The organism is Streptomyces sp. NPDC034670 (assembly GCF_055574875.1).
Map to the genome: position 1 here is coordinate 67,704 of NZ_JBVITR010000022.1, position 20,351 is coordinate 88,054.

Below are 20,351 nucleotides of genomic sequence, written 5' to 3' on the forward strand. Positions count from 1 at the left end.
GCCCCCTCCCCGCACCTCTCCCCCCCCCCCCCCCCCTTCCCCCCCCCCCCCCCCCCCCCCCCCCCCCCCCCCCCCCCCCCCCCCCCCCCCCCCCCGGGCCGCCGGACGGCGCGGAGCGCTCCCGCGGGGTCCGGGCACCCGTGCCACCGGCCGACGGCCGTTGTCGTAGGGTGAGTTGTCGTGCACGCGGAGTGAAGGACATGCGGCACGCCCCGTTCGTTCCCGGCCCAGGAGTCCAGTCGATGGCGAGGCAGGTACGCGCCGAGCAGACCCGCGCGACGATCATCACGGCGGCTGCCGACCTGTTCGACCGCCAGGGCTACGAGGGGACCAGCCTCGGCGACGTCGTCGAGCACGCCCGGGTCACCCGGGGGGCCCTCTACTTCCACTTCGCCGCCAAGGAGGACCTCGCCCACGCCGTCCTGGAGCTCCACTCCGCCACCTGCCGCCGACTGGCCGGGGACGCCGAACTGCGGGGCCGCACCTCCCTGGAGGCGCTGATGCGCCTCACCTTCTGCGTGGCCCGCAGGGCGGCCGAGGACCCCGTGCTGCGGGCCGGCCTCCGGCTCGCCACCGGCGGCACCCGGCCGCGCCCGCCGCTCAGCCATCCGTTCGCCGAATGGACGGACATCGTCACCGCCCGGCTCCTCGGCGCCGCCGAGGAGGCCGACATCCGGCCGGACGTCGACCTCGACGCGGTGGCCCACTCCCTCGTCTGCTTCTTCGTCGGGACCCGGGTCGTCGGCCGCCTCCGCGAACCCGCCGCCCGGCAGCCCCGGCGCACGGCCGAGATGTGGCAGATCCTCGTCCGGGGCCTGGTGCCGGTGACCCGGCGCGCGCGGTACCTCGCCCTCGCCGCGCGGCTGGAACGGGAGACCACACCGGTGTGACGCCCGGCTCCCGGCGGCGGGCGGGTTACGGTGAGCCGCATGCCCGACATCCCCGACGCCCCCGTGATCCTCGGCAACGAGCCCGGCTCGTTCCCCCACGGCGTGCTGGCCGAGCGGCACCCCGCGATCATCCGGCAGGTGCGCGAGGCCTTCCCGTACGAGCCCCGGCGGCAGCGCGCCCTCGACGCCCTGCTGGCCGACTGCACCGAGGGGCAGATCGAGCCCCTCCCCGCCGACGCGCCCGACCGGCGGCTGTGGGAGGCCTGGGACATGGACGCCCACGCCGGACGCTCCTGGTACGACGTGCCCTGGCTGTGGTCCGAGAGCTGGTTCTACCGCCGGCTGCTGGACGCGGTGGGCTACTTCGGCCCCGGCCCCTGGCGGGGCATCGACCCCTTCCGCCCCTTCAAGCTCGCCGAACTCGACTCGCCCGCCACCGGCGAGGAACTCGCGGCGCTCGACGACCTCGCCGCCCGGCCGGTGGCGGAACGGGCCCGCGCCCTGCTGCACGGCTCCCTGTGGGGCAACCGCGCCGACCTGGGCTTCCGGCTGTCCGCCGAGGGCGCCGAGGAGGCGGCCCCCGTGCCCGGCCTGGTGGCCGACGACAGCGAGCGCCTGTGGTCGCTGCTCGACGCCGCCGACGGCGGCACGCTGTGCCTGGTCGCCGACAACGCCGGCCGCGAACTCGTCCCGGACCTGCTGCTCGTGGCCCACCTGCTGGCCCACGGCCGGATCGGCCGGGCGGTGCTGCACGTCAAGCCCCACCCGTACTACGTCTCCGACGCCACCCCCGCCGACGTCGTCGACGCGCTGCGCCGGCTCACCGCCGCCCGGGGTGCGGCGGCCGCGTACGGGCACGGTCTGTGGACCGCCCTCCGCGAGGGCCGGCTCCTCCTCCGCGCGCACCCGTTCTCCTGCTCCCCGCTGCCGTACGACCGGATGCCGGACGACCTGCGCGCCGACTTCGCCGCGGCCGCGGTCACGCTCGTCAAGGGCGACCTCAACTACCGCCGCCTCGTGGGCGACCGGCACTGGCCGCCGACCACGCCGTTCGCGGACGTCACCGCCCACTTCCCCGGGCCGGTCGCCGCCCTGCGCACCCTGAAGTCCGACGTGGTCACCGGGCTGGCCCCCGGGACCGTGGCCGCGCTCGTCGCCGCGGAGGGGCAGCGCTGGCGCACCGGCGGCACGCACGCCCTGATCCAAGTCCGGCCGTAGGGAGGGCGGTACGCCCCCGGTTCACGCGATGGTGTGATCATGTCCCGGCCGGTGGATGCCGCCACCGGCCCCCGGGTAGGGCCCGGCCATGACGCAGCCGTTCGAACTCCCGCACTTCTACCTGCCGCACCCCGCGCGGCTCAACCCGCACGTCGACGAGGCCCGGGCCCACTCGGCGGCGTGGGCGCGCGAGATGGGCATGCTGGAGGGCTCCGGGGTCTGGGAGCGGGCCGATCTCGACGCGCACGACTACGGCCTGCTCTGCGCCTACACCCATCCCGACTGCGACGGGCCCGCCCTCTCCCTCATCACCGACTGGTACGTGTGGGTCTTCTTCTTCGACGACCACTTCCTGGAGAAGTTCAAACGCACCCTGGACCGGGACGGCGGCAAGGCCCACCTGGACCGGCTGCCGCTGTTCATGCCGCCGGACCCGGCGACGCCCGTCCCCGCGCCGCAGAACCCGGTCGAGGCGGGCCTCGCCGACCTGTGGGCGCGCACCGTGCCGTCGATGTCCGCCGACTGGCGCCGCCGGTTCGCCCTCTCCACCGAGCACCTCCTGGGCGAGTCCCTGTGGGAGCTGTCCAACATCGACGAGGGGCGGATCGCCAACCCCGTCGAGTACATCGAGATGCGCCGCAAGGTGGGCGGCGCCCCCTGGTCGGCCGGACTGGTGGAGTACGCGACCGCCGAGGTGCCCGCCGCCGTCGCCGGGACCAGGCCGCTGAGGGTGCTGATGGAGACCTTTTCCGACGCCGTGCACCTGCGCAACGACCTGTTCTCCTACCAGCGGGAGGTCGAGGACGAGGGCGAGCTCAGCAACGGCGTCCTCGTGCTGGAGACCTTCTTCGGCTGCACCACCCAGGAGGCCGCCGACCTCGTCAACGACGTGCTCACCTCCCGGCTCCACCAGTTCGAGCACACGGCGTTCACCGAAGTCCCCGCGATCGCCCTGGAGAAGGGCCTCACCCCGGACCAGGTCGCGGCCGTGGCGGCGTACGCGAAGGGGCTGCAGGACTGGCAGTCCGGCGGCCACGAGTGGCACCTGCGCTCCAGCCGGTACATGAACGAGCGCGCCCGGCCCGTCGCCGGGTGGCAGGTGCCGGCCGGCCCCGGAACCTCCGCCGCGGACGTCGGCGCGCTGCTCGCCCGGGCCGCCTCCGAGCGGGCGCGCCCCTACACCCACGTGCCCTTCCAGAAGGTCGGCCCGTCGGTCATCCCCGACATCCGCATGCCGTTCCCGCTGGAGCTGAGCCCCGCCCTGGAGGGGGCTCGCCGGCACCTGTCCGAGTGGGCGCACGCGGTCGGCTTCCTCAGCGAGGGGGTCTGGGACGAGGACAAGCTCGCGAGCTGCGACCTCCCGCTGTGCGCCGCGGGCCTCGACCCGGACGCCACCCAGGAGCAGCTGAACCTCGCCTCCGGCTGGCTGGCCTTCGGCACCTACGGCGACGACTACTACCCGCTCGTCCACGGCCACCGCCGCGACCTGGCCGCCGCCCGGCTGACCACGGCCCGTCTGTCGGCCTGCATGCCGCTCGACGGGGAGCCGGTCCCGCCGCCGGCCAACGCCATGGAACGCTCCCTGATCGACCTGTGGGCCCGCACGACGGCCGGCATGACGCCCGACGAGCGGCGCCCGCTGAGGACGGCCGTCGACAAGATGACCGAGGCCTGGGTGTGGGAGCTGGCCAACCAGATCCACAACCGCGTCCCCGACCCGGTGGACTACCTGGAGATGCGGCGCGCCACCTTCGGCTCCGACCTCACCCTGGGGCTGTGCCGCGCCGGTCACGGCCCGGCCGTGCCGCCCGAGGTCTACCGCAGCGGCCCCGTCCGTTCCCTGGAGAACGCGGCGATCGACTACGCCTGCCTCCTCAACGACGTCTTCTCGTACCAGAAGGAGATCGAGTACGAGGGCGAGATCCACAACGCGATCCTCGTCGTGCAGAACTTCTTCGGCGTCGACTACCGGTCCGCCCTCGGCGTCGTGCAGGACCTGATGAACCAGCGCATGCGCCAGTTCGAGCACGTCGTCGCGCACGAACTGCCCGTCCTCTACGACGACTTCCAGCTGTCCGGCGAGGCGCGGGCCGTCCTGCGGGACTACGTGACCGACCTGCAGAACTGGATGGCCGGCATCCTCAACTGGCACCGGAACGTCCCGCGCTACAAGGCCGAGTACCTGGCCGGGCGCACCCACCGCTTCCTCCCGGGCCGCCTCCCGGCGTTCCCCGTCCTCGCCTGACGCCCCGCGGCCGTGCCGCGGGCGCGCCCGCGGATCCCCGCCGCGGGCCGCGTCAGTCTCACTCGTTCGTGGCTCGTCGTCCCCCGCCGCCGCGGGTAGCACTCCTGCCGGAGGCGAGGCGAACCATGGAACAGACGGTGTTGCGGCCCAAGCCCCTGCCCGGCCGGGGACCGGGCGGGAGCGGGAGGGGAGGGGGCGGAGGGGACCGGTCCGGGCCCGCGGGCGGCCCCGGACCGGGCGGGACGCGTCCCGGGGCCGTGCGGCATCGCGGCCGGCGGCCGGCGTCCGCGGTGGCGCGGGTGCTCGTCGGGGCGCTCCTGGTGCTGTCCGGGGCCGGGCTCGGGGCGACGGGCGCCACGATCGCCGGCGCGGACGGGGCCGCCGGGCCGGAGCGGCAGGCGGGGGCGCCGGTCACCGCCCCGCTCACGGCGCCGCGCCCCGCCCCTTCCGTCCCGGCGGCGCCGCCCGCGCCCGTCCCCGCCCGGCTCGGTGTGGAGGTCGCGGACGGCGAGGGGCCGGGGGCGCTCGTCGTCGGCGTGCACGTGCCCGGCCCCGGCTTCTCGGCCGGCCTGGCGCGGGGCGACGTGCTCCTCGCGTTCGGCGGGGCCCGTGTCGACTCGGCCGCCGACCTGGCACGCGCCGTCGCCCGTGCCCGGCCGGGTGCGGAGGCGGACCTGACGGTGCGTCATCGAAGCGGTGTCCAAAGGCGGGTGGCGGTCGTCCCCGGCGTCGTCACATGACCACGCGGAAGTGGCTCGTCAACCGCCGCTCGTCGTCCAGCACGTGGAACGCGAGTCCGACCGGGGCGTCCCGGTCCGCGACCCGCTCGCCCTCCCAGGGCAGCCGCAGGGTCCAGGTCACGCCGGGGCCCGCCACCAGGGGACGGCCCGCGAACGCGGTCGCGGCCGGGGTGTGGGCGTGGCCGGTGATCAGCCCGGCGATCTCGGGCCGGCGGGCCAGCAGGGCGGCCAGCAGGCCGGGCTCGCGCAGGGGGGAGGAGTCGGGCAGGGGGTGGTGCAGCGGGACCGGCGGGTGGTGGAAGGCCAGCAGGACCGGAAGGGTGCCGCCGAGTTCGTCCAGCGTCGACTCGATCCAGGCGTACGTCCGCGCGTCCAGCTCCCCGTCGTCGCGGCCCGGAACGCTGGAGTCGCACATCAGCACGGCGCCGCCGTCCAGCACGTGCGCGCTGTCGACCGGCCCGTCGGCGGCCGCCCGTCCGAGCAGGGCCCTGCGGTACGGGGCGCGGCTGTCGTGGTTGCCCGGGCAGGTCAGCACGGGGAACGGGGCGCTGCCGTCGTCCAGCCCCAGCAGGCGGGCGGCCTCCTCGTACTCGGCCTCCGCGCCGTGGTCCGCGATGTCGCCGGTGACCAGCAGCGCGTCCGGCCGGCGCGGCAGCTCCCACAGCCGGTCGCGCACCCGCCGGGCGCGCTCCGTCGCCCGCGCGGTTCCGTCCAGGTGCAGGTCGCTGATGTGCGCGAGTACGAGCACGGCCGTGCTCCTCCCGGGTCTCGGGTGGTGGAGTAATGGATGAAGTGCATCCAAGCATTAGGAGTAATGGATGGGCAATACTTTGCCATTAGGGGAGTCGGGTCCGCGGCCGGACCCCGCGGGGCGCGTCACCGCTCCCGGGGCGCTTCCCGCGCGGCGCGCGGCCCGGTCGGACCTCGTGAACCGGCTCGCGCCGCCCCCTCCCGCCGGGCAGGATGCTGCCCGTAGTCCCTACGTCCGCCCCGGGAGGCCCGGATGACCGGAACCGCGCCCGCGCCCTTCACCGCCGACGACTACCGAAACCGCAGGGAACGTGCGGCGCGGCAGGCCGCCGAGGCCGGACTCGCCGGACTGCTCGTGGCCCCCGGCCCGGACCTGGCGTGGCTCACCGGGTACACGCCCACCGCGGTCACCGAGCGGCTCACCCTGCTGGTCCTGGCCGCGGGCCGGGATCCCGTGCTGGTCGTCCCCACCCTGGAGGCCCCGGACGCCGAGCGGGCCCCCGGCGCCCGCGCCCTGACCCTGCGCGACTGGACCGACGGCGAGGACCCCTACGCGGTCACCGCCGCCCTGCTGGACGCCGAGGGCAGGTACGGCATCAGCGACAACACCTGGGCCCTGCACCTGCTGGGGCTGCAGAAGGCGCTGCCGGGCACCTCGTACGCCTCCCTCACCGAGGCCCTGCCGATGCTCCGCGCCGTCAAGGACGCGGCGGAGCTGGAGCTGCTGGCCGCCGCGGGGGCCGCCGCCGACGCCGCGTTCGAGGAGATCCGGACCGTCGCCTTCGCGGGTCGCCGGGAGGCCGACGTCGCGGCCGATCTCGCCACGCTGCTGCGGCGGTTCGGGCACTCCCGGGTCGACTTCACGATCGTCGCCTCCGGCCCGAACGGGGCCGACCCGCACCACGAGGCCGGCGACCGCGTCATCGGACGCGGCGACATGGTCGTCCTCGACTTCGGCGGCCTGAAGGACGGCTACGGCTCCGACACCTCCCGCACCGTCCACGTCGGCGAACCCACCGAGGAGGAGCGCCGGGTGCACGACCTCGTGCGCGAGGCCCAGGAGGCGGGCTTCGGCGCGGTGCGGCCCGGCGCCGCCTGCCAGGAGGTCGACCGGGCCGCCCGCGCGGTCATCGCCGACGCCGGGTACGGGGAGTACTTCGTGCACCGCACCGGGCACGGCATCGGCGTCACCACGCACGAGCCGCCGTACATGGTCGAGGGGGAGGAGCGGCCCCTGGTCCCCGGCATGTGCTTCTCCGTGGAACCCGGCGTCTACCTGCCCGGCCGGTTCGGTGTGCGGATCGAGGACATCGTGACCGTGACCGAGGAGGGCGGACGGCGCCTGAACGACACCACGCGGGAGATGGTCATAGTGGACTGAGCGGTTCTGTCCCGTCCCCTCCCGTCCCGCGAACGGCAACGGCACGACCATGACCCAGGCACCGACACCCACCGCGGACACCGTCCGCCGACTGGCCCGATCCCTGCTGAAGGGCGGCGGGGGCGGCCGGGACGCCGGCGTGCCGGCCGGCCCCGGACCCGAGGTCCGGCCCGCCGGCGGCGGCGCCGGGCCCGCCACCTGGTGGGTCGGCACCCGCCACGTGCTGCGCCTCGCCCCGGACCGCGAGACGAGCGTGCGGTACCGCCGTGAGCTGCGCCTGCGCGAACTCGTCCGCCCGCACGTCCCGGTCGCGCTGCCGTCGAGCGTGGCGCACGGCGAGTGGGCGCCCGGCCTGTTCTGCACCCTCGACACCAAGGTGCCCGGCGGGACGGGGGAGGAGCACACCGTGTCGGCCGTCGGTGAGACCGACCTGGCCGGACTGCTCACGGGACTGCGCGAGGTGCCGGTGCGGCAGGCGCAGGCGCTCGGTGTGCCGCGGGTGCCCCCGCGCCCCCTGGAGACCCTGCGCCGGGCCGCCGAGCGGGCCGCCGAACGACTCGCCGGGGCGGACGAGTTCGACCCCGCCCGCCTGGACCTGCTCACCCCGCCCGCCACGGCCCGGCTCGCCGCCCAGTCCGGACCGGCGGTCCTCGTCCACCACGCCCTCACCGGCGGGCACCTCGTGGTGGGCGCCGACGGCCGGGTGCGCGGCGTCCTCGGCTGGGGCGCGGCGGTGGTCGGCGACCCCGCCGAGGACATCGCGGGTCTCGCGTGCTCCGTGGGGTCCCCGGCCGCGGTCCGCGCCGCCACCCTGGCCGGCTACGGCGCCCGCTCCTGTCTGCGCGGCCTGTGGCTGGCCCGCTGCGACGGTGTCCTCGGCCTCGCCATGGGGCTCGCCGGCCGGGATGCCGACCCGCTGCCCCTGCTGCGCACCCGGCTGCGGCGCGCCTGGGAGCCGATCCTGCTGGAGCGGGTGACGGACTTCGGCCACGGGGGCGACGCGCCCTAGGCGTGCCGTCCCGGCGGGGCGGTGACGCGGCCGGCCGGGGCCGCCCGTCGGGGCCGGCGCGGGCCCGGGAAAGGGCAGGGCCCGGGCGGCCGGCCCGGGCCCTGGGGTGACCCGCGAAAGGGGGACCGTGTCGCGGGTCAGCGGCGCAGTTCCCGGCGCTCGCTCGCGCCGCTGATGGCGATCTTGCGTGGCTTGGCCTGCTCGGCGACCGGGATCCGCAGCTTCAGCACGCCCGCCTCGTAGGAGGCGTCGATCCGCTCGGTGTCCAGGGTCTCGCCGAGGAACAGCTGCCGGCTGAACGTCCCCGCGGGCCGCTCGGTGATCACCGTGTCGGTGTCCTCGCCGTACGCCGGCCTGCGTTCGGCCCGCACGGTCAGGACGTTGCGCTCGACGCCGAGGTCGATGGACTCCGGGTCCACGCCCGGCAGGTCGAGTTCGACGCAGAACGTGTCGCCGTCGCGCCAGGCGTCCATCGGCATGCCGGCCGGATGGGCGGCCGTGCCCCAGACCCGTTCGACGAGTCGGTCGAGTTCGCGGAAGGGATCCGTCCGCATCAGCATCTGCACCCCTCCTTCAGGTGGGACTCCGTGTCGTTCCCTTCGCTTCCTGTGTAACACGTCACCAAAAAGTTGACAAGAGGTGGCTCAGCTTTTCTCCCGACGAACCGGAGTGATCTTTCGCGGGCGGGAGCGCCTCGTTCCGATTTCCGGGAGGTGGCGTCGGGCGGGATGCCGTGTGCGACGCCCCGAAGCGGTGATTCGAGTGCTTCGGGGCGCCTCCCGCCGGTCGAGGGGTGGATCGATCATCCGTCCGCGGTGAGAACTTGAGCCTTGTGCTGTCAACTTCGCCAAGCGGCTACTTGTCAATTTTTCGATGATCGACTATATGAGGAGATGAATCCACTGCCGGGTCCGTGCCGACCGCCGGCCCGGCGTCCCCGTACGTGAAGGGAGAAGGAGGGAGAAGTGGACATGCTCGCGCGCACCGGTGCCCTCGGTGACCTGGACCGCCTCCTGCATCAGCTCGCGCACACCGCCGCGCCCTCGGGAGGCGTCGTCATACCGGCGGACGCCTGGCGCGACGACGAAGCCCTCTACATCCAGTTCGACCTGCCCGGAATGGACCCGGCCGACATCGACCTGACGGTCGAGCGCGGCACGCTGACCCTCACCGCGGAGCGGCCCTCCCCGGTTCCCGAGGGGGCCCGGTCGGTGCTGGCCGAGCGCCTCACCGGACGCTTCGCCCGCCGTCTGACGCTGTCCGACGCCCTGGACACCGACGCCCTCGAAGCGGCGTACGACAACGGCGTCCTCACCCTGCGCATCCCGCTCGCCGCCCACGTCAAGCCCCGCCGGATCGCCATCGCCGACGGCGGGCGCAAGCGTCTCACCGCCTGACCGCCTGACCGCCTGACCGCCTGACCGCCCGAGCCCGCCGGCCGGCGGGCCGCATCGCGGAGGAACCGCGGGAGAGAAGAGACGGGAGAGAAGAGAGGAGTCCGATCGTGAGCGCCGTGCTGTGGCTGCTCATCCCCCTGCTCGCCGGCATCGCCGGCAGCGTCTGGGCCTGGACCGCCGGACGCCGCACCCCCGGCCCGCCCGAAGTCGACACCTGGAGCGAGCTCGACCGCCACCGGCGGCTGCGGGCGGTCCTGAGCGGCGTGGCGGCGCGTCATTGAGGGTGCGGGGGCCCGGGCGGAGGGCCGCGCCCGGCCCGTCCGGGCCCGCGCCCGGCCCGTCCGGGTCCGCGCCCGGTCTACTCGGGGGCTCCGTCCTCCGCCTGGTAGGTCCTGGTCCAGGTGGCCCCGCAGCGGCAGGAGGAGTGCTCCACCAGCTCGCCGTCCTCGGTGACGCCCAGGCCCCGGTTCACCCGCACGTGTACATGATCCGGCATGGCAGACCTCCCTCTCGTCGGCCGCCGCGCGGGCGGCGGGCTGGACGTCCCATCCTCCGAAGGCGGGGCGAACCGCGCATAGGAGCCGCGTCACATCGGCGGGACCCGTGGGCGGCAAGGCCCGGCCGTCACTCCTGGAGCAGGACCACCGCCGACTCCCCGGGCAGGTGCAGCACCCCGTCCGGACCGGGCGCCCGCACGGGCTCCCACGCGGCGAGCACGCGCGCGCCGGGGACGCCCAGCGGGATCGCGGCCGGTTCCCCGGCGAGGTTCACCGCCACCCGGACGTCCCCGCGCCGGAAGGCCAGCCAGCGCCGCTCCTCGTCGTAGGCCACCTTGGTGTCGCCGAGGTCGGGGTCGGTGAGGTCCGGCTGTTCGTGGCGCAGGGCGACGAGCAGCCGGTACCAGGCCAGCACGCGCGCGTGGGGATCGCGTTCCGGTTCCGTCCAGTCCAGGCAGGAGCGGTCGCGGGTGGCCGGGTCCTGCGGGTCGGGCACGTCCTCCCCGGCCCAGCCGTGCGCCGCGAACTCCCGGCGCCTGCCGTCGCTCACCGCCCTGGCCAGCTCCGGATCGGTGTGGTCGGTGAAGAACTGCCAGGGCGTGCCGGCCGCCCACTCCTCGCCCATGAACAGCATGGGGGTGAAGGGGGCCGTCAGGACGAGGGCCGCCGCGCACGCCAGCAGCCCGGGGGAGACCAGCGAGGCCAGGCGGTCGCCCCGGGCGCGGTTGCCGACCTGGTCGTGGGTCTGGCTGTAGCCGAGGAGCCGGTGCCCGGCCACCCGGTCGCGGTCCAGGGGGCGGCCGTGGCGCCGGCCCCGGAAGCTGGAGTACGTGCCGTCGTGGAAGAAGCCGCCGGTGAGCGTCTTGGCCAGGGCCGCCAGGGGGGCGCGCGCGAAGTCCGCGTAGTAGCCCTGCGACTCGCCGGTCAGCGCGGTGTGCAGGGCGTGGTGGAAGTCGTCGTTCCACTGCGCGTGCACCCCGAACCCGCCCTCCTCGCGCGGCGTGACGACCCGGGGGTCGTTCAGGTCCGACTCGGCGATCAGGAACAGGGGCCGGCCGGTGTCGGCGGCGAGGGCGTCCACGGCCTCGGACAGCTCCTGGAGGAAGTGGTGCGCGCGGGTGTCCACCAGCGCGTGCACCGCGTCCAGCCGCAGCCCGTCGATCCGGTAGTCCCGCAGCCACGCCAGCGCGCTGTCCACGAGGTACGACCGCACCTCGTCGGAGCCGGGGGCGTCCAGGTTGACCGCCGCGCCCCAGGGGGTGTGGTGGGTGTCCGTGAAGTACGGGCCGAACTCGGGGAGGTAGTTGCCGGACGGTCCCAGGTGGTTGTGCACCACGTCGAGGACGACGCCCAGACCCAGCGCGTGCGCCCGGTCGACGAACCGTTTCAGCCCCTCGGGCCCGCCGTACGGCTCGTGCACCGCCCACAGCGACACCCCCTCGTAGCCCCACCCGTGCCGGCCCGGGAAGGGGCACACGGGCATCAGCTCCACGTGCGTCACGCCCAGCTCGGCGAGGTGCCCGAGCCGTTCGGCGGCCGCGTCGAAGGTGCCCTCGCGCGTGTACGTGCCGACGTGCAGCTCGTACAGCACCGCGCCGGGCAGCGGGCGCCCGCTCCACCGCGCGCGCCAGGCGAACCGCGCGTGGTCGACGACCGCGCTCGGCCCGTCCGGGCCGTCCGGCTGCCGGCGCGAGCGCGGATCGGGCCGCACGGGGCCGCCGTCCAGTGAGAAGCCGTACCGGGAGCCGTCGTGCGCCTCGGCCTCCCCCCGCCACCACCCCTCCCGCCCGGGATCGCGCTCCAACGCGCGCGTGACGCCGTCGCACTGGAGCGTCACTCGGCCGGCCTGCGGTGCCCACACCTCGAACTGCACGGACGGTTCCCCTTCGTCTGCTCACCGTGATGTAGCCCGTCCATCGTGCTGCATGAATGATCGCCGCGCCGGTGAATCCTCCCTTTCGCGGCGGGTGTCGCCCGGGCCGCGCCCGGGGCGGCCGTTCCCCGGGTTTCTGGACAGCCCGGCCGCGCTGACCGACAATCAGCGGCGTGACGTCGTCCTTCGAGTTCCCCACCCACCCCGCGCGGGTCTCCGACGCGGAGCGCGACAAGGCGCTGGAGGTACTGCGGGACGGCGTCGCCACGGGCCGGCTGTCGCACGACACCTACATCCGGCGCATGGAACTCGCGCTCACCGCCCGCCGCCCCGACGAGCTCGCCGCGCTCACCGCCGACCTGTCCACGGAGGGCCGGCTGTCCCGCCTGGTGTTCGGCGCCGTCGAGGCGGTCTCGGGGTTCACCGTGCGGCTGCGCGGGGCCTGGCGGGCCGAGCGGCTGCCCAAGCTGATGCTGCCGCACCCGGCCACCGGCCATCCGCTGCGCATAGGGCGCGATCCCGGCTGCGGGCTGCGGCTCACCCACGAGACGGTCTCCCGGGTGCACGCCGAACTCCGCCACCAGGGCGGCAGGTGGGTGCTGCGGGACCTCGGTTCGACCAACGGCACGACGGTGAACGGGCGCCGGGTGGTCGGGGCGGCCGTCGTCCGCGAGGGTGACCAGGTCGGCTTCGGCCGGGTCGCCTACCGTCTCACGGGCAACTGAGCGGCCGGGCGAGGGACTTCACCTCCCCGCGCTCTCGCGCACCCGGCCGGCGGGCCCGCCGGCCGGGTGCGGGGCACCCGCCCGCGTGCTCCCGTTCGGGTGAGGCGGGGTGGGGTCCGGCGGCCGCCGTGCCGATGCACCGGGGATGACGCACTCCTCAGTGAAAGCGGTACGGGGCGGCCTGCTGGCCGCCGTCGCCCTGCTCGCCTGCGCCGCTCCGGTCCAGGCGGACACCGCGCGGACGGACACCGCGCGGACGAGCCCCGCGCGGACGGCCACCGGATCCACCGCCCCGGGCAACTGGCTCCTGCTCACGGTCGACCCGGGAGGGGCACCGCCCGCCGCGGCGCGCGGCGGCCTGCTGCTGTGCGATCCGCCCCGGGGCCACCGGCACGCCGCCGACGCGTGCGCGGAACTGGCCGCGGCGGACGGGCGCATCGCGGACATCCCGCCGAAGGACGTCCACTGCCCGATGATCCACGCCCCGGTGACCGTCCACGCGCACGGGCGGTGGGGCGGACGGCCCGTCGCCTACACGGAGACCTTCCCGAACCGCTGCGCGATGGCCGCCCGCACCGGCTCGGTCTTCGCGCTGGACGGTCCGTAGGGCCCGCCGGGCGGGACCGTGCCGAAGGCGCGGGGCCGGCGAGCGGGCGCCCTCAGAGCGCCCGCTCGCGCGCGTGGAGCGCCGCCGCGACCACCGTGCGGGACTGGTGCTCGACCTGGTGCTCCACGGGCACCCAGCGGGCGCGGAAGCGCACGGCGAAGGCGTCGCTCCACAGCGCGACCAGGTGTTCGAGGCGTGCCGCCGCGCGCGCGTCGGTCCCGCTCAGCGCCCGCCGCAGCATGGCCGCCGCCCTGAGCGGCACCCGGCGTGCGAAGGCGTCCACGCTGCCCACGTACGCCCGGGTGCCGTCGGCGGGCGGTGTGCGGACCAGGTCGGAGGCGAGACCCGGCACCAGGTCCAGCCCCCAGGTGGCCGCCCTCAGCAGGGGGTCCTCGGCGTCCCCGGGCCGGGGCCGCGCCTCCCGCAGCACCCGGCGCACCTCGTCCGCGTCGCGCAGCAGCCGGTCCGCGAGCACCCGCAGCGCGGCGGCCGGCGCCGGATGCGGCGCCGGGTCGTCCACCAGGGCGCCGGCCCACATCGGCACCTCGACCACCGCGGTCAGACCGCCGTACCGGTGGGCGTGGTACCAGGTGCTGTGCCGCGCGTCGTCCGGCAGGCTCGGATAGGCGGGGCCGGCCTCCGGCGCGGGCATCACCCGCACCCCGGGGCCGGACGCCGGCCAGCCCGCCGCGTCCGAGGCGCCCGTCTCCACCGGGATGTGCAGCTCCGCCGCGGACTTGGCGAACGGTTCGGCGAGCCCCGGCACGTCCCTCGTCAGCTGCACCCAGCTGCCGCCCAGGTCGGTGCCGTGCAGGGACACCTGGAGGTAGGGCCGCAGCTCGTCGATGACCCCGAGCAGGGCGCGGGTCTCGGGCGGCAGCCGGTCGGGCGGCAGCACCGACGGCGCCCACTCCGGCTGCTCCGGCCCCGCGGGACGGAAGAACCCGAGGTGGTAGTGGTACAGGCTGCGCGGCGCCGCCCTCGTGTGCAGGCTCGCCCCGTCGGGGTCCGCGCACAGCAGGAAGTGCCACGACGTGCCGCTGCGCAGCTCCCGCTCCCCGAGGACCCGCCGGGCCAGCGCCAGCAGCGTGCCCCCGCCGGCCGGCTCGTTGGCGTGGGCGCCGGCGACCACCAGCACGGCGCGCCGGGCGCGGCCCACGGACAGCAGGTGCAGCGGCCGGCCCGCGCGGGAGACCCCCACCTGCCGCAGCACGCACAGGTCGGGCCTCCGCGCGGCCAGCGCGCGGGCGTGGGAGACCAGTTCGGCCACCGTCGGATAGCGCAGCTCCGGCAGCGGAATCACCCCCCGTCACCACCATGCGACTCCGCACTGCGCAGTACCCCACGGCCGCGGGGCGGTGTCAAGGGCGCGGTGGCCGGGTCCCGGGCGGTCCGCCGCCGGCCGCCGCGCGGAGGTCACCGCTGGTGCAGCCCGCGGCCCGCCAGGGTCAGGAACACCTCGCCCACCGCCTCCGAGAGCGTCGGGTGCGGATGGACGTGCCGGGCCACGGCCGGCGGGGACTTCGTGGTCCTCCCGCCCGACCCGCCCTGGGTCCGGCCCCTGGCCGTCTTCGGGCGGGTGCCGCCCACCGGCGCCGCCGAGGCCTTCGTCGGCCTGCTCGGGGAGGCCTGGCTGCTCCCGGGCCCGGGAGCGCGCGCCGCGCCCGCCGGTCCGCACGGGGCCGGCGGGGCTCCCGCGGCGGCGTCCCGCTGAGGCCGGCCGCGGCCCGCGTGCGCGGGCGGTCAGCCGTCCCGTCCGCCGGTCCGCTCCAGCAGCGCCACCGGCCACCGCTCGAACAGCTCCGCCGCGCGCGCGTGCCCGGTGAACTCCCGCCCCGGTTCCAGCACGTCGGCCCACCGGCCCGGCGGCAGCGTCAGGCGCGTGTCCCGCCAGCCGCCCGCCTCCGCCAGCCGCAGCGACAGCCGGGTGACGGCGGTGAGCACCTCCCCGGAGCGCGCGAACGCCACGCAGTGCGCCGCCGCGGGCCCCTCGGCGGTCAGCGGCTCGTACGACGCGGTGTCGCCGAAGACCTCCGGCCGCCGCGCCCGCAGCCGCAGCGCGGCCCGCGTCACCGCCTCCTTGCCGCCGCCGGCGCCGGACGGCTCCGGGGGCCCGGGCGGGCCGGGCGGCCCGGGCGGGAAATCCACCGTCCGCCGGTTGTCCGGGTCCACCAGGGCCCGGTACTCGCCCTCCGTGCCCTGGTAGACGTCGGGCACCCCGGGCATCGTCAGCTGGACCAGGGCCGTGCCCAGGACGTTCGCCCGGACGTGCGGCTCCAGCGCGGCGCGCAGCGCCGCCACCCGTCCGCCCGGCGCCCCGCAGGGCCCCGCCGCCACGAACCGGACCACGGCTTCCTCGTACGCCGGCCGCTGCTCGGTCCAGCTGGTGTACATCCCCGCTTCGCGCACGTGCTTCAGCAGCGCCCCCCGCACCCGTTCCCCGTCGGCGGGCCCCAGTCCGAACACCGTCTGCCAGGCCGCCCACGCCAGCTGGGCGTCCGGCGCGTCCCCGCCGGCGTGCGCCGCCTCCGCCAGGACGTCCGTCCAGCGCTCCGGGCACTCGGTGAGCACGTGCAGCGCCGCCCGCACGTCGGCGCTGCGCTTGGTGTCGTGCGTCGAGACGACCGTCCCGGTGGCCGGCCAGTCGCGCTGCACGCGCGCGCAGTACGCGTGGAACCGCTCCGGGGACACCGCCGGGCTCCCGGGGTTCTGGCCCACCTCGTTGGCCGACAGCAGCGGGACGTAGCGGTAGAACGCCGTGTCCTCGACGGACTTGGCCCGCAGCGCCGACGCGGTCTGCGCGAACCGGGTACGGAACTCCACCTGCCCCGGCCCGTCGCCGTACCGCCCGAGCACCAGGCCCCGCACGACGTCCACCGCCCCGGCCTCCTCCGGGACGGCGAAGGCGAGCCGGGCCCCGGCCGCGGCCTCCTCGGTGACCACGGCGGACGCGTCCACCGAGGCGTAGGGGCGGTAGACCTCCATCCGGACCAGCAGCTCCCGGAGCGCCGTGCGCAGCGCCCAGGGGGCGCGGTCGCGCAGCGCGGGGTCCGGCGAGGTCGCGCACAGCCGGCTCGCCACCCGGGTCAGCCGGTCGACCTCGGTGGCCAGCTCGTGCGTGAGCACCTCGTAGGCGGCCCGCCGCACGGTGGCGTCCCAGTCGCCGCCCCGGTCCGGCTGCGGGGCGGCGAACCGCCGGTACCGGTCGAGCAGTTCCCCGAGCCCCGCCGGGTCCGTGAACAGGCCGTCCACGTGCCGCAGGGCGTCGTAGCCGGTGGTGCCCGCGACCGGCCAGGAGGCGGGCAGCGGCTCGTCGTCGGCGAGGATCTTCTCCACCACCGTCCACCGGCCGCCGGTGGCCTCGTGCAGCCGCCGCAGGTAGCCGTCCGGGTCGGCGAGCCCGTCGGGGTGGTCGACGCGCAGCCCGTCGATCACGCCGTCGCGCAGCAGCTCCAGGATCTTGGCGTGCGTGGCCTCGAACACCTCCGGGTCCTCCACCCGCACCCCGATCAGCTCGGAGATGCTGAAGAACCGCCGGTAGTTGAGCTCGGTCCGGGCCAGGCGCCACCACACGGGGCGGTACCACTGCGCGTCCAGCAGCTGCGGCAGCGGCAGGTGGGCCGTGCCCTCCCGCAGCGGGAACGCGTGGTCGTGGTAGCGCAGCACGTCGCCGTCGGTCTTCAGCCGGCCGATCTCCGCGCCGAGCGGTCCGCCGAGCACCGGCAGCAGCACCTGGCCGCCCTGGGCCTCCCAGTCGATGTCGAACCACCGCGCACGGCGCGCGGAGGGGCCCTCGCGCAGCACCTCCCACAGGGCGCGGTTGTGGCGCGGGGACATCGCCATGTGGTTCGGGACGATGTCCACGACCAGGCCGAGCCCGTGCTCCCGCGCGGTGCGCGCCAGGGACCGCAGGCCTTCCTCGCCGCCCAGCTCCTCGCGCACCCGCGCGTGGTCCACGACGTCGTAGCCGTGCGTGGAGCCGGGCACGGCCTCCAGGACGGGGGACAGGTGCAGGTGGGACACGCCGAGCGAGGCCACGTACGGCACGGCCGCCGCCGCGGCCGCGAACGGGAAGCCGGGCTGCAGCTGCAGCCGGTACGTGGCCGTGGGCACCGCGGGGTCGGAACGCTCGAGGGTCATGGGAACCTACGTACCCGCCCCGCCGCCTTTCGTGCCCCCGCCCGGCCCACCGGGCCGCCCGTCGCCCCAACGGGTGGCCCCCGGATGCGCTACACCGGCCGCTGCAGCACCGTCAGGCTCCGGTCGGGCAGCGTCAGCCGGGCGCCGGCCCGCACCTTGGGGCCGGTGCCCGGCGGGACGCCGTCCGCGCGGGCCGTGTCCACGACCACCTGCCACTGACGGCCGTGGTCGACCGGCACCACGAAGTCCAGCGGCCCGGGCGAGGCGTTGAACATCAGCAGGAACGAGTCGTCGGTGATGCGCTCCCCGCGCGGCCCCGGCTCGGAGATCGCGTTGCCGTTGAGGAAGACCGTCAGCGCCGACGCCCGTGCGGAGTCCCAGTCCCGCTGGGTCATCTCCGTGCCCTCCGGGGTGAACCAGGCGATGTCGGACAGGTCGTCGTGGGTGCCCTCCACCGGCCGTCCGTGGAAGAAGCGGCGCCGGCGGAAGACCGGGTGGTCCTTGCGCAGCCACACCATCGCGCGGGTGAACTCCAGGAGCTGCCGGCGGACGTCTCCCTCGCCGTCCTCGCCCTCCTCGGGCCAGTCGAGCCAGGCCAGCTCGTTGTCCTGGCAGTAGGCGTTGTTGTTGCCGCGCTGGGTGCGGGCCACCTCGTCGCCGTGGCTGATCATCGGCACGCCCTGGGAGAGCATCAGCGTCGCGATGAAGTTCCGCATCTGCCGGGCCCGCAGTCCGAGCACGGCCGGGTCGTCGGTCTCGCCCTCGACACCGCAGTTCCAGGAGCGGTTGTGGCTCTCGCCGTCCCGGTTGTCCTCGCCGTTGGCCTCGTTGTGCTTGTCGTCGTACGCCACCAGGTCGTGCAGGGTGAAGCCGTCGTGGCAGGTCACGAAGTTGATCGAGGCCAGCGGGCGCCGCCCGTCGTTCTGGTACAGGTCGGAGGAGCCGGTCAGCCGGGAGGCGAACTCCGCGAGCGCGCGGGGCTCGCCCCGCCACAGGTCCCGCACGGTGTCCCGGTACTTGCCGTTCCACTCGGTCCACAGCGGCGGGAAGTTGCCCACCTGGTAGCCGCCCTCGCCCACGTCCCACGGCTCGGCGATCAGTTTCACCTGGGAGACCACCGGGTCCTGCTGCACCAGGTCGAAGAACGACGACAGCCGGTCCACCTCGTGGAACTGCCGGGCCAGCGTCGCCGCGAGGTCGAAGCGGAAGCCGTCGACGTGCATCTCGGTGACCCAGTAGCGCAGCGAGTCCATGATCATCTGGAGTACGTGCGGGGACCGCATGAGCAGGGAGTTCCCGGTCCCCGTCGTGTCCATGTAGTAGCGGGGGTCGTCGGTCAGCCGGTAGTACGAGGGGTTGTCGATGCCCTTGAAGGACAGGGTCGGGCCCAGGTGGTTGCCCTCGGCGGTGTGGTTGTAGACGACGTCCAGGATCACCTCGATCCCGGCCTCGTGCAGCGCCTTGACCGCCGACTTGAACTCCAGCACCTGCTGGCCGCGGTCGCCCCAGGACGCGTAGGCGTTGTGCGGGGCGAAGAAGCCGATGGTGTTGTAACCCCAGTAGTTGTTCAGGCCCATGTCCACCAGGCGGTGGTCGTTCACGAACTGGTGCACCGGCATCAGCTCCAGCGCGGTCACCCCGAGCTCGGTCAGGTGCTCGATCACCGCCGGGTGCGCCAGGCCCGCGTAGGTGCCGCGCAGCTCCTCCGGCAGCCCCGGGTGGCGCATGGTGAGGCCCTTGACGTGGGCCTCGTAGATCACCGTGTGGTGGTACTCCGTACGGGGGCGCCGGTCGTCCCCCCAGTCGAAGTACGGGTTGACCACGACCGACGTCATCGTGTGCGGCGCCGAGTCGAGGTCGTTGCGCCGCTCGGGGGCGTCGAAGTGGTAGCCGTACACCTCCTCGCCCCAGTCGATCGACCCGCTGATCGCCCGGGCGTACGGGTCGAGCAGCAGCTTCGCCGAGTTGCAGCGCAGCCCGCGCTCCGGGGCGTACGGCCCGTGCACCCGGAAGCCGTACCGCTGCCCGGGCATGATGCCGGGCACGTACGCGTGCCGCACGAACGCGTCGCTCTCGCGCAGCTCGACCGCCGTCTCGGAGCCGTCGTCGTGCAGCAGACACAGCTCTACTCGGTCCGCGGCCTCCGTGAAGACCGCGAAGTTGGTGCCGGCGCCGTCGTACGTGGCACCGAGTGGATACGCCTCGCCAGGCCAGACCTGCATGGATACGACTCTTTCAGGTGTGCGGCGCCGGTGGGACGCCTTGGCTCCGAGTGTCCCCGAGTCTTTCCGAAAGGGCGGGAACCACCTCGTGTCCCCGCCCCCGAGTCCGGCTACCCGCGCATCCGGCGATCAACGGCCTCGCGCCGCGGAAACAGCGGGGACATTTCACACCCGCGGAGGAACCGGGCAGGGGGACGGGGAAGGAGGAGGGGAACACAGGAGCAGGGTGGGAACAAGTGACACAGGGGGCACAGGAGATACGAGGGGCGTGAGGGGCGTGAAGGGATCGGAGAGGCCGAGGGGCGGAAGGAAGAGCGGGGAAGAGCGGAGGGGCGAGGGTGCCGTGATGCGGGAGCCGTGTGTGGTGCGTCGTCGACGAGCGGGTGCGGGGGAGGGACGTCGTGGGAACCGCCGGGACGGCCGGACGGGCCCGGGCGGGTGGACACGGAGGCCCGGAGGGTGGCTGCGAGGACCGACTCCCTTCCCCCGGTGGGGTGTTGCTCGCGTCCGACCCTGCGTCACCGCTATGAATCCGCTCACTCGTCGGGAGCTCACCGAGTGGAACAGTCGTACGGAACAAGGAAGTTGGAAAACGACCCTGTCCATCGGGCTGCACCGCGCGCCGCATGCGGAGTACTCTCCTTGATCGTTGGGACG

General features: G+C 75.2%; 18 protein-coding genes. 11 read left to right on the forward strand and 7 right to left on the reverse strand.

Going from position 1 to position 20,351, the window contains the following annotated elements; all coding sequences use genetic code 11:
* Window positions 1–242 precede the first annotated feature (242 nt).
* From ACZ56B_RS17055 to ACZ56B_RS17070, 4 genes are all read left to right on the forward strand, one after another.
* On the forward strand, window positions 243–890 hold the full coding sequence (locus tag ACZ56B_RS17055; protein WP_468790577.1) for a ScbR family autoregulator-binding transcription factor: 648 nt from the start codon (window positions 243–245) through the stop codon (window positions 888–890).
* Window positions 891–929: 39 nt separating this feature from the next.
* Complete coding sequence (locus ACZ56B_RS17060) at window positions 930–2,108, forward strand: damage-control phosphatase ARMT1 family protein (protein ID WP_468790578.1); 1,179 nt, start codon at window positions 930–932, stop codon at window positions 2,106–2,108.
* Between the two features lie 88 nt (window positions 2,109–2,196).
* The gene (gene cyc2, locus ACZ56B_RS17065; RefSeq protein WP_468790579.1) at window positions 2,197–4,353 is read left to right on the forward strand and encodes a germacradienol/geosmin synthase Cyc2; all 2,157 of its coding nucleotides are present in this window, start codon (window positions 2,197–2,199) and stop codon (window positions 4,351–4,353) included.
* A gap of 257 nt (window positions 4,354–4,610) precedes the next feature.
* The gene (locus ACZ56B_RS17070) at window positions 4,611–5,093 is read left to right on the forward strand and encodes a PDZ domain-containing protein (RefSeq protein WP_468790580.1); all 483 of its coding nucleotides are present in this window, start codon (window positions 4,611–4,613) and stop codon (window positions 5,091–5,093) included.
* Here the strand turns inward: ACZ56B_RS17070 and ACZ56B_RS17075 are convergent.
* Window positions 5,086–5,841, reverse strand: a complete 756-nt coding sequence (locus ACZ56B_RS17075; RefSeq protein WP_468790582.1) for a metallophosphoesterase — start codon at window positions 5,839–5,841, stop codon at window positions 5,086–5,088. The two genes, ACZ56B_RS17070 and ACZ56B_RS17075, sit on opposite strands and share 8 nt — an antisense overlap.
* Window positions 5,842–6,096: 255 nt before the next feature.
* Here ACZ56B_RS17075 and ACZ56B_RS17080 point away from each other — a divergent pair, with 255 nt between their 5' ends.
* Both ACZ56B_RS17080 and ACZ56B_RS17085 read left to right on the forward strand, forming a co-directional pair.
* The gene (locus tag ACZ56B_RS17080; RefSeq protein ID WP_468790584.1) at window positions 6,097–7,224 is read left to right on the forward strand and encodes an aminopeptidase P family protein; all 1,128 of its coding nucleotides are present in this window, start codon (window positions 6,097–6,099) and stop codon (window positions 7,222–7,224) included.
* A gap of 49 nt (window positions 7,225–7,273) precedes the next feature.
* The gene (locus ACZ56B_RS17085; RefSeq protein WP_468790586.1) at window positions 7,274–8,233 is read left to right on the forward strand and encodes an aminoglycoside phosphotransferase family protein; all 960 of its coding nucleotides are present in this window, start codon (window positions 7,274–7,276) and stop codon (window positions 8,231–8,233) included.
* A gap of 137 nt (window positions 8,234–8,370) precedes the next feature.
* Here the strand turns inward: ACZ56B_RS17085 and ACZ56B_RS17090 are convergent, their stop codons facing one another.
* Entirely contained in the window at window positions 8,371–8,793 is a 423-nt protein-coding gene (locus tag ACZ56B_RS17090; protein ID WP_468790588.1) for an Hsp20/alpha crystallin family protein, read from the reverse strand.
* Window positions 8,794–9,204: 411 nt separating this feature from the next.
* Here ACZ56B_RS17090 and ACZ56B_RS17095 point away from each other — a divergent pair, with 411 nt between their 5' ends.
* Window positions 9,205–9,630 carry an Hsp20/alpha crystallin family protein gene (locus ACZ56B_RS17095; RefSeq protein ID WP_468790628.1) on the forward strand — a complete coding sequence of 142 codons (426 nt, stop codon included), beginning with the start codon at window positions 9,205–9,207 and terminating at the stop codon, window positions 9,628–9,630.
* 107 nt (window positions 9,631–9,737) lie between these two features.
* Complete coding sequence (locus ACZ56B_RS17100; RefSeq protein ID WP_468790590.1) at window positions 9,738–9,911, forward strand: hypothetical protein; 174 nt, start codon at window positions 9,738–9,740, stop codon at window positions 9,909–9,911.
* 77 nt (window positions 9,912–9,988) lie between these two features.
* Here ACZ56B_RS17100 and ACZ56B_RS17105 read toward each other — a convergent pair whose 3' ends face one another.
* Both ACZ56B_RS17105 and treZ read right to left on the reverse strand, forming a co-directional pair.
* Entirely contained in the window at window positions 9,989–10,126 is a 138-nt protein-coding gene (locus ACZ56B_RS17105) for a hypothetical protein (protein WP_468790592.1), read from the reverse strand.
* A gap of 128 nt (window positions 10,127–10,254) precedes the next feature.
* Complete coding sequence (gene treZ, locus ACZ56B_RS17110) at window positions 10,255–12,000, reverse strand: malto-oligosyltrehalose trehalohydrolase (RefSeq protein ID WP_468790594.1); 1,746 nt, start codon at window positions 11,998–12,000, stop codon at window positions 10,255–10,257.
* A 173-nt stretch (window positions 12,001–12,173) separates the two neighbouring features.
* Here treZ and ACZ56B_RS17115 point away from each other — a divergent pair, with 173 nt between their 5' ends.
* Both ACZ56B_RS17115 and ACZ56B_RS17120 read left to right on the forward strand, forming a co-directional pair.
* Entirely contained in the window at window positions 12,174–12,725 is a 552-nt protein-coding gene (locus ACZ56B_RS17115; RefSeq protein WP_468790596.1) for an FHA domain-containing protein, read from the forward strand.
* Window positions 12,726–12,870: 145 nt separating this feature from the next.
* Window positions 12,871–13,332: an SSI family serine proteinase inhibitor gene (locus tag ACZ56B_RS17120; protein ID WP_468790598.1), complete on the forward strand. Its 462-nt coding sequence runs from the start codon at window positions 12,871–12,873 to the stop codon at window positions 13,330–13,332.
* A 52-nt stretch (window positions 13,333–13,384) separates the two neighbouring features.
* Here the strand turns inward: ACZ56B_RS17120 and ACZ56B_RS17125 are convergent, their stop codons facing one another.
* Complete coding sequence (locus ACZ56B_RS17125; RefSeq protein WP_468790600.1) at window positions 13,385–14,635, reverse strand: M14 family zinc carboxypeptidase; 1,251 nt, start codon at window positions 14,633–14,635, stop codon at window positions 13,385–13,387.
* 222 nt (window positions 14,636–14,857) lie between these two features.
* On the opposite strand from ACZ56B_RS17125, the gene ACZ56B_RS17130 reads away from it, so the two are divergent.
* Complete coding sequence (locus tag ACZ56B_RS17130) at window positions 14,858–15,046, forward strand: hypothetical protein (protein ID WP_468790630.1); 189 nt, start codon at window positions 14,858–14,860, stop codon at window positions 15,044–15,046.
* Between the two features lie 29 nt (window positions 15,047–15,075).
* Here ACZ56B_RS17130 and treY read toward each other — a convergent pair whose 3' ends face one another.
* Window positions 15,076–17,472: a malto-oligosyltrehalose synthase gene (gene treY / locus ACZ56B_RS17135; RefSeq protein WP_468790602.1), complete on the reverse strand. Its 2,397-nt coding sequence runs from the start codon at window positions 17,470–17,472 to the stop codon at window positions 15,076–15,078.
* 89 nt (window positions 17,473–17,561) lie between these two features.
* On the reverse strand, window positions 17,562–19,694 hold the full coding sequence (gene glgX / locus ACZ56B_RS17140; protein ID WP_468790604.1) for a glycogen debranching protein GlgX: 2,133 nt from the start codon (window positions 19,692–19,694) through the stop codon (window positions 17,562–17,564).
* Window positions 19,695–20,351 lie beyond the last annotated feature (657 nt).

What these genes read in the sequence shown, in the direction of transcription:
- ACZ56B_RS17055 (WP_468790577.1), top strand. Translation starts at nt 243, where the DNA reads ATGGCGAGGCAGGTACGCGCCGAGCAGACCCGCGCGACGATCATCACG.
- ACZ56B_RS17060 (WP_468790578.1), top strand. Translation starts at nt 930, where the DNA reads ATGCCCGACATCCCCGACGCCCCCGTGATCCTCGGCAACGAGCCCGGC.
- cyc2 (WP_468790579.1), top strand. Translation starts at nt 2,197, where the DNA reads ATGACGCAGCCGTTCGAACTCCCGCACTTCTACCTGCCGCACCCCGCG.
- ACZ56B_RS17080 (WP_468790584.1), top strand. Translation starts at nt 6,097, where the DNA reads ATGACCGGAACCGCGCCCGCGCCCTTCACCGCCGACGACTACCGAAAC.
- ACZ56B_RS17085 (WP_468790586.1), top strand. Translation starts at nt 7,274, where the DNA reads ATGACCCAGGCACCGACACCCACCGCGGACACCGTCCGCCGACTGGCC.
- ACZ56B_RS17090 (WP_468790588.1), bottom strand. Translation starts at nt 8,793, where the DNA reads ATGCTGATGCGGACGGATCCCTTCCGCGAACTCGACCGACTCGTCGAA.
- ACZ56B_RS17095 (WP_468790628.1), top strand. Translation starts at nt 9,205, where the DNA reads ATGCTCGCGCGCACCGGTGCCCTCGGTGACCTGGACCGCCTCCTGCAT.
- ACZ56B_RS17105 (WP_468790592.1), bottom strand. Translation starts at nt 10,126, where the DNA reads ATGCCGGATCATGTACACGTGCGGGTGAACCGGGGCCTGGGCGTCACC.
- ACZ56B_RS17120 (WP_468790598.1), top strand. Translation starts at nt 12,871, where the DNA reads ATGACGCACTCCTCAGTGAAAGCGGTACGGGGCGGCCTGCTGGCCGCC.
- treY (WP_468790602.1), bottom strand. Translation starts at nt 17,472, where the DNA reads ATGACCCTCGAGCGTTCCGACCCCGCGGTGCCCACGGCCACGTACCGG.
- glgX (WP_468790604.1), bottom strand. Translation starts at nt 19,694, where the DNA reads ATGCAGGTCTGGCCTGGCGAGGCGTATCCACTCGGTGCCACGTACGAC.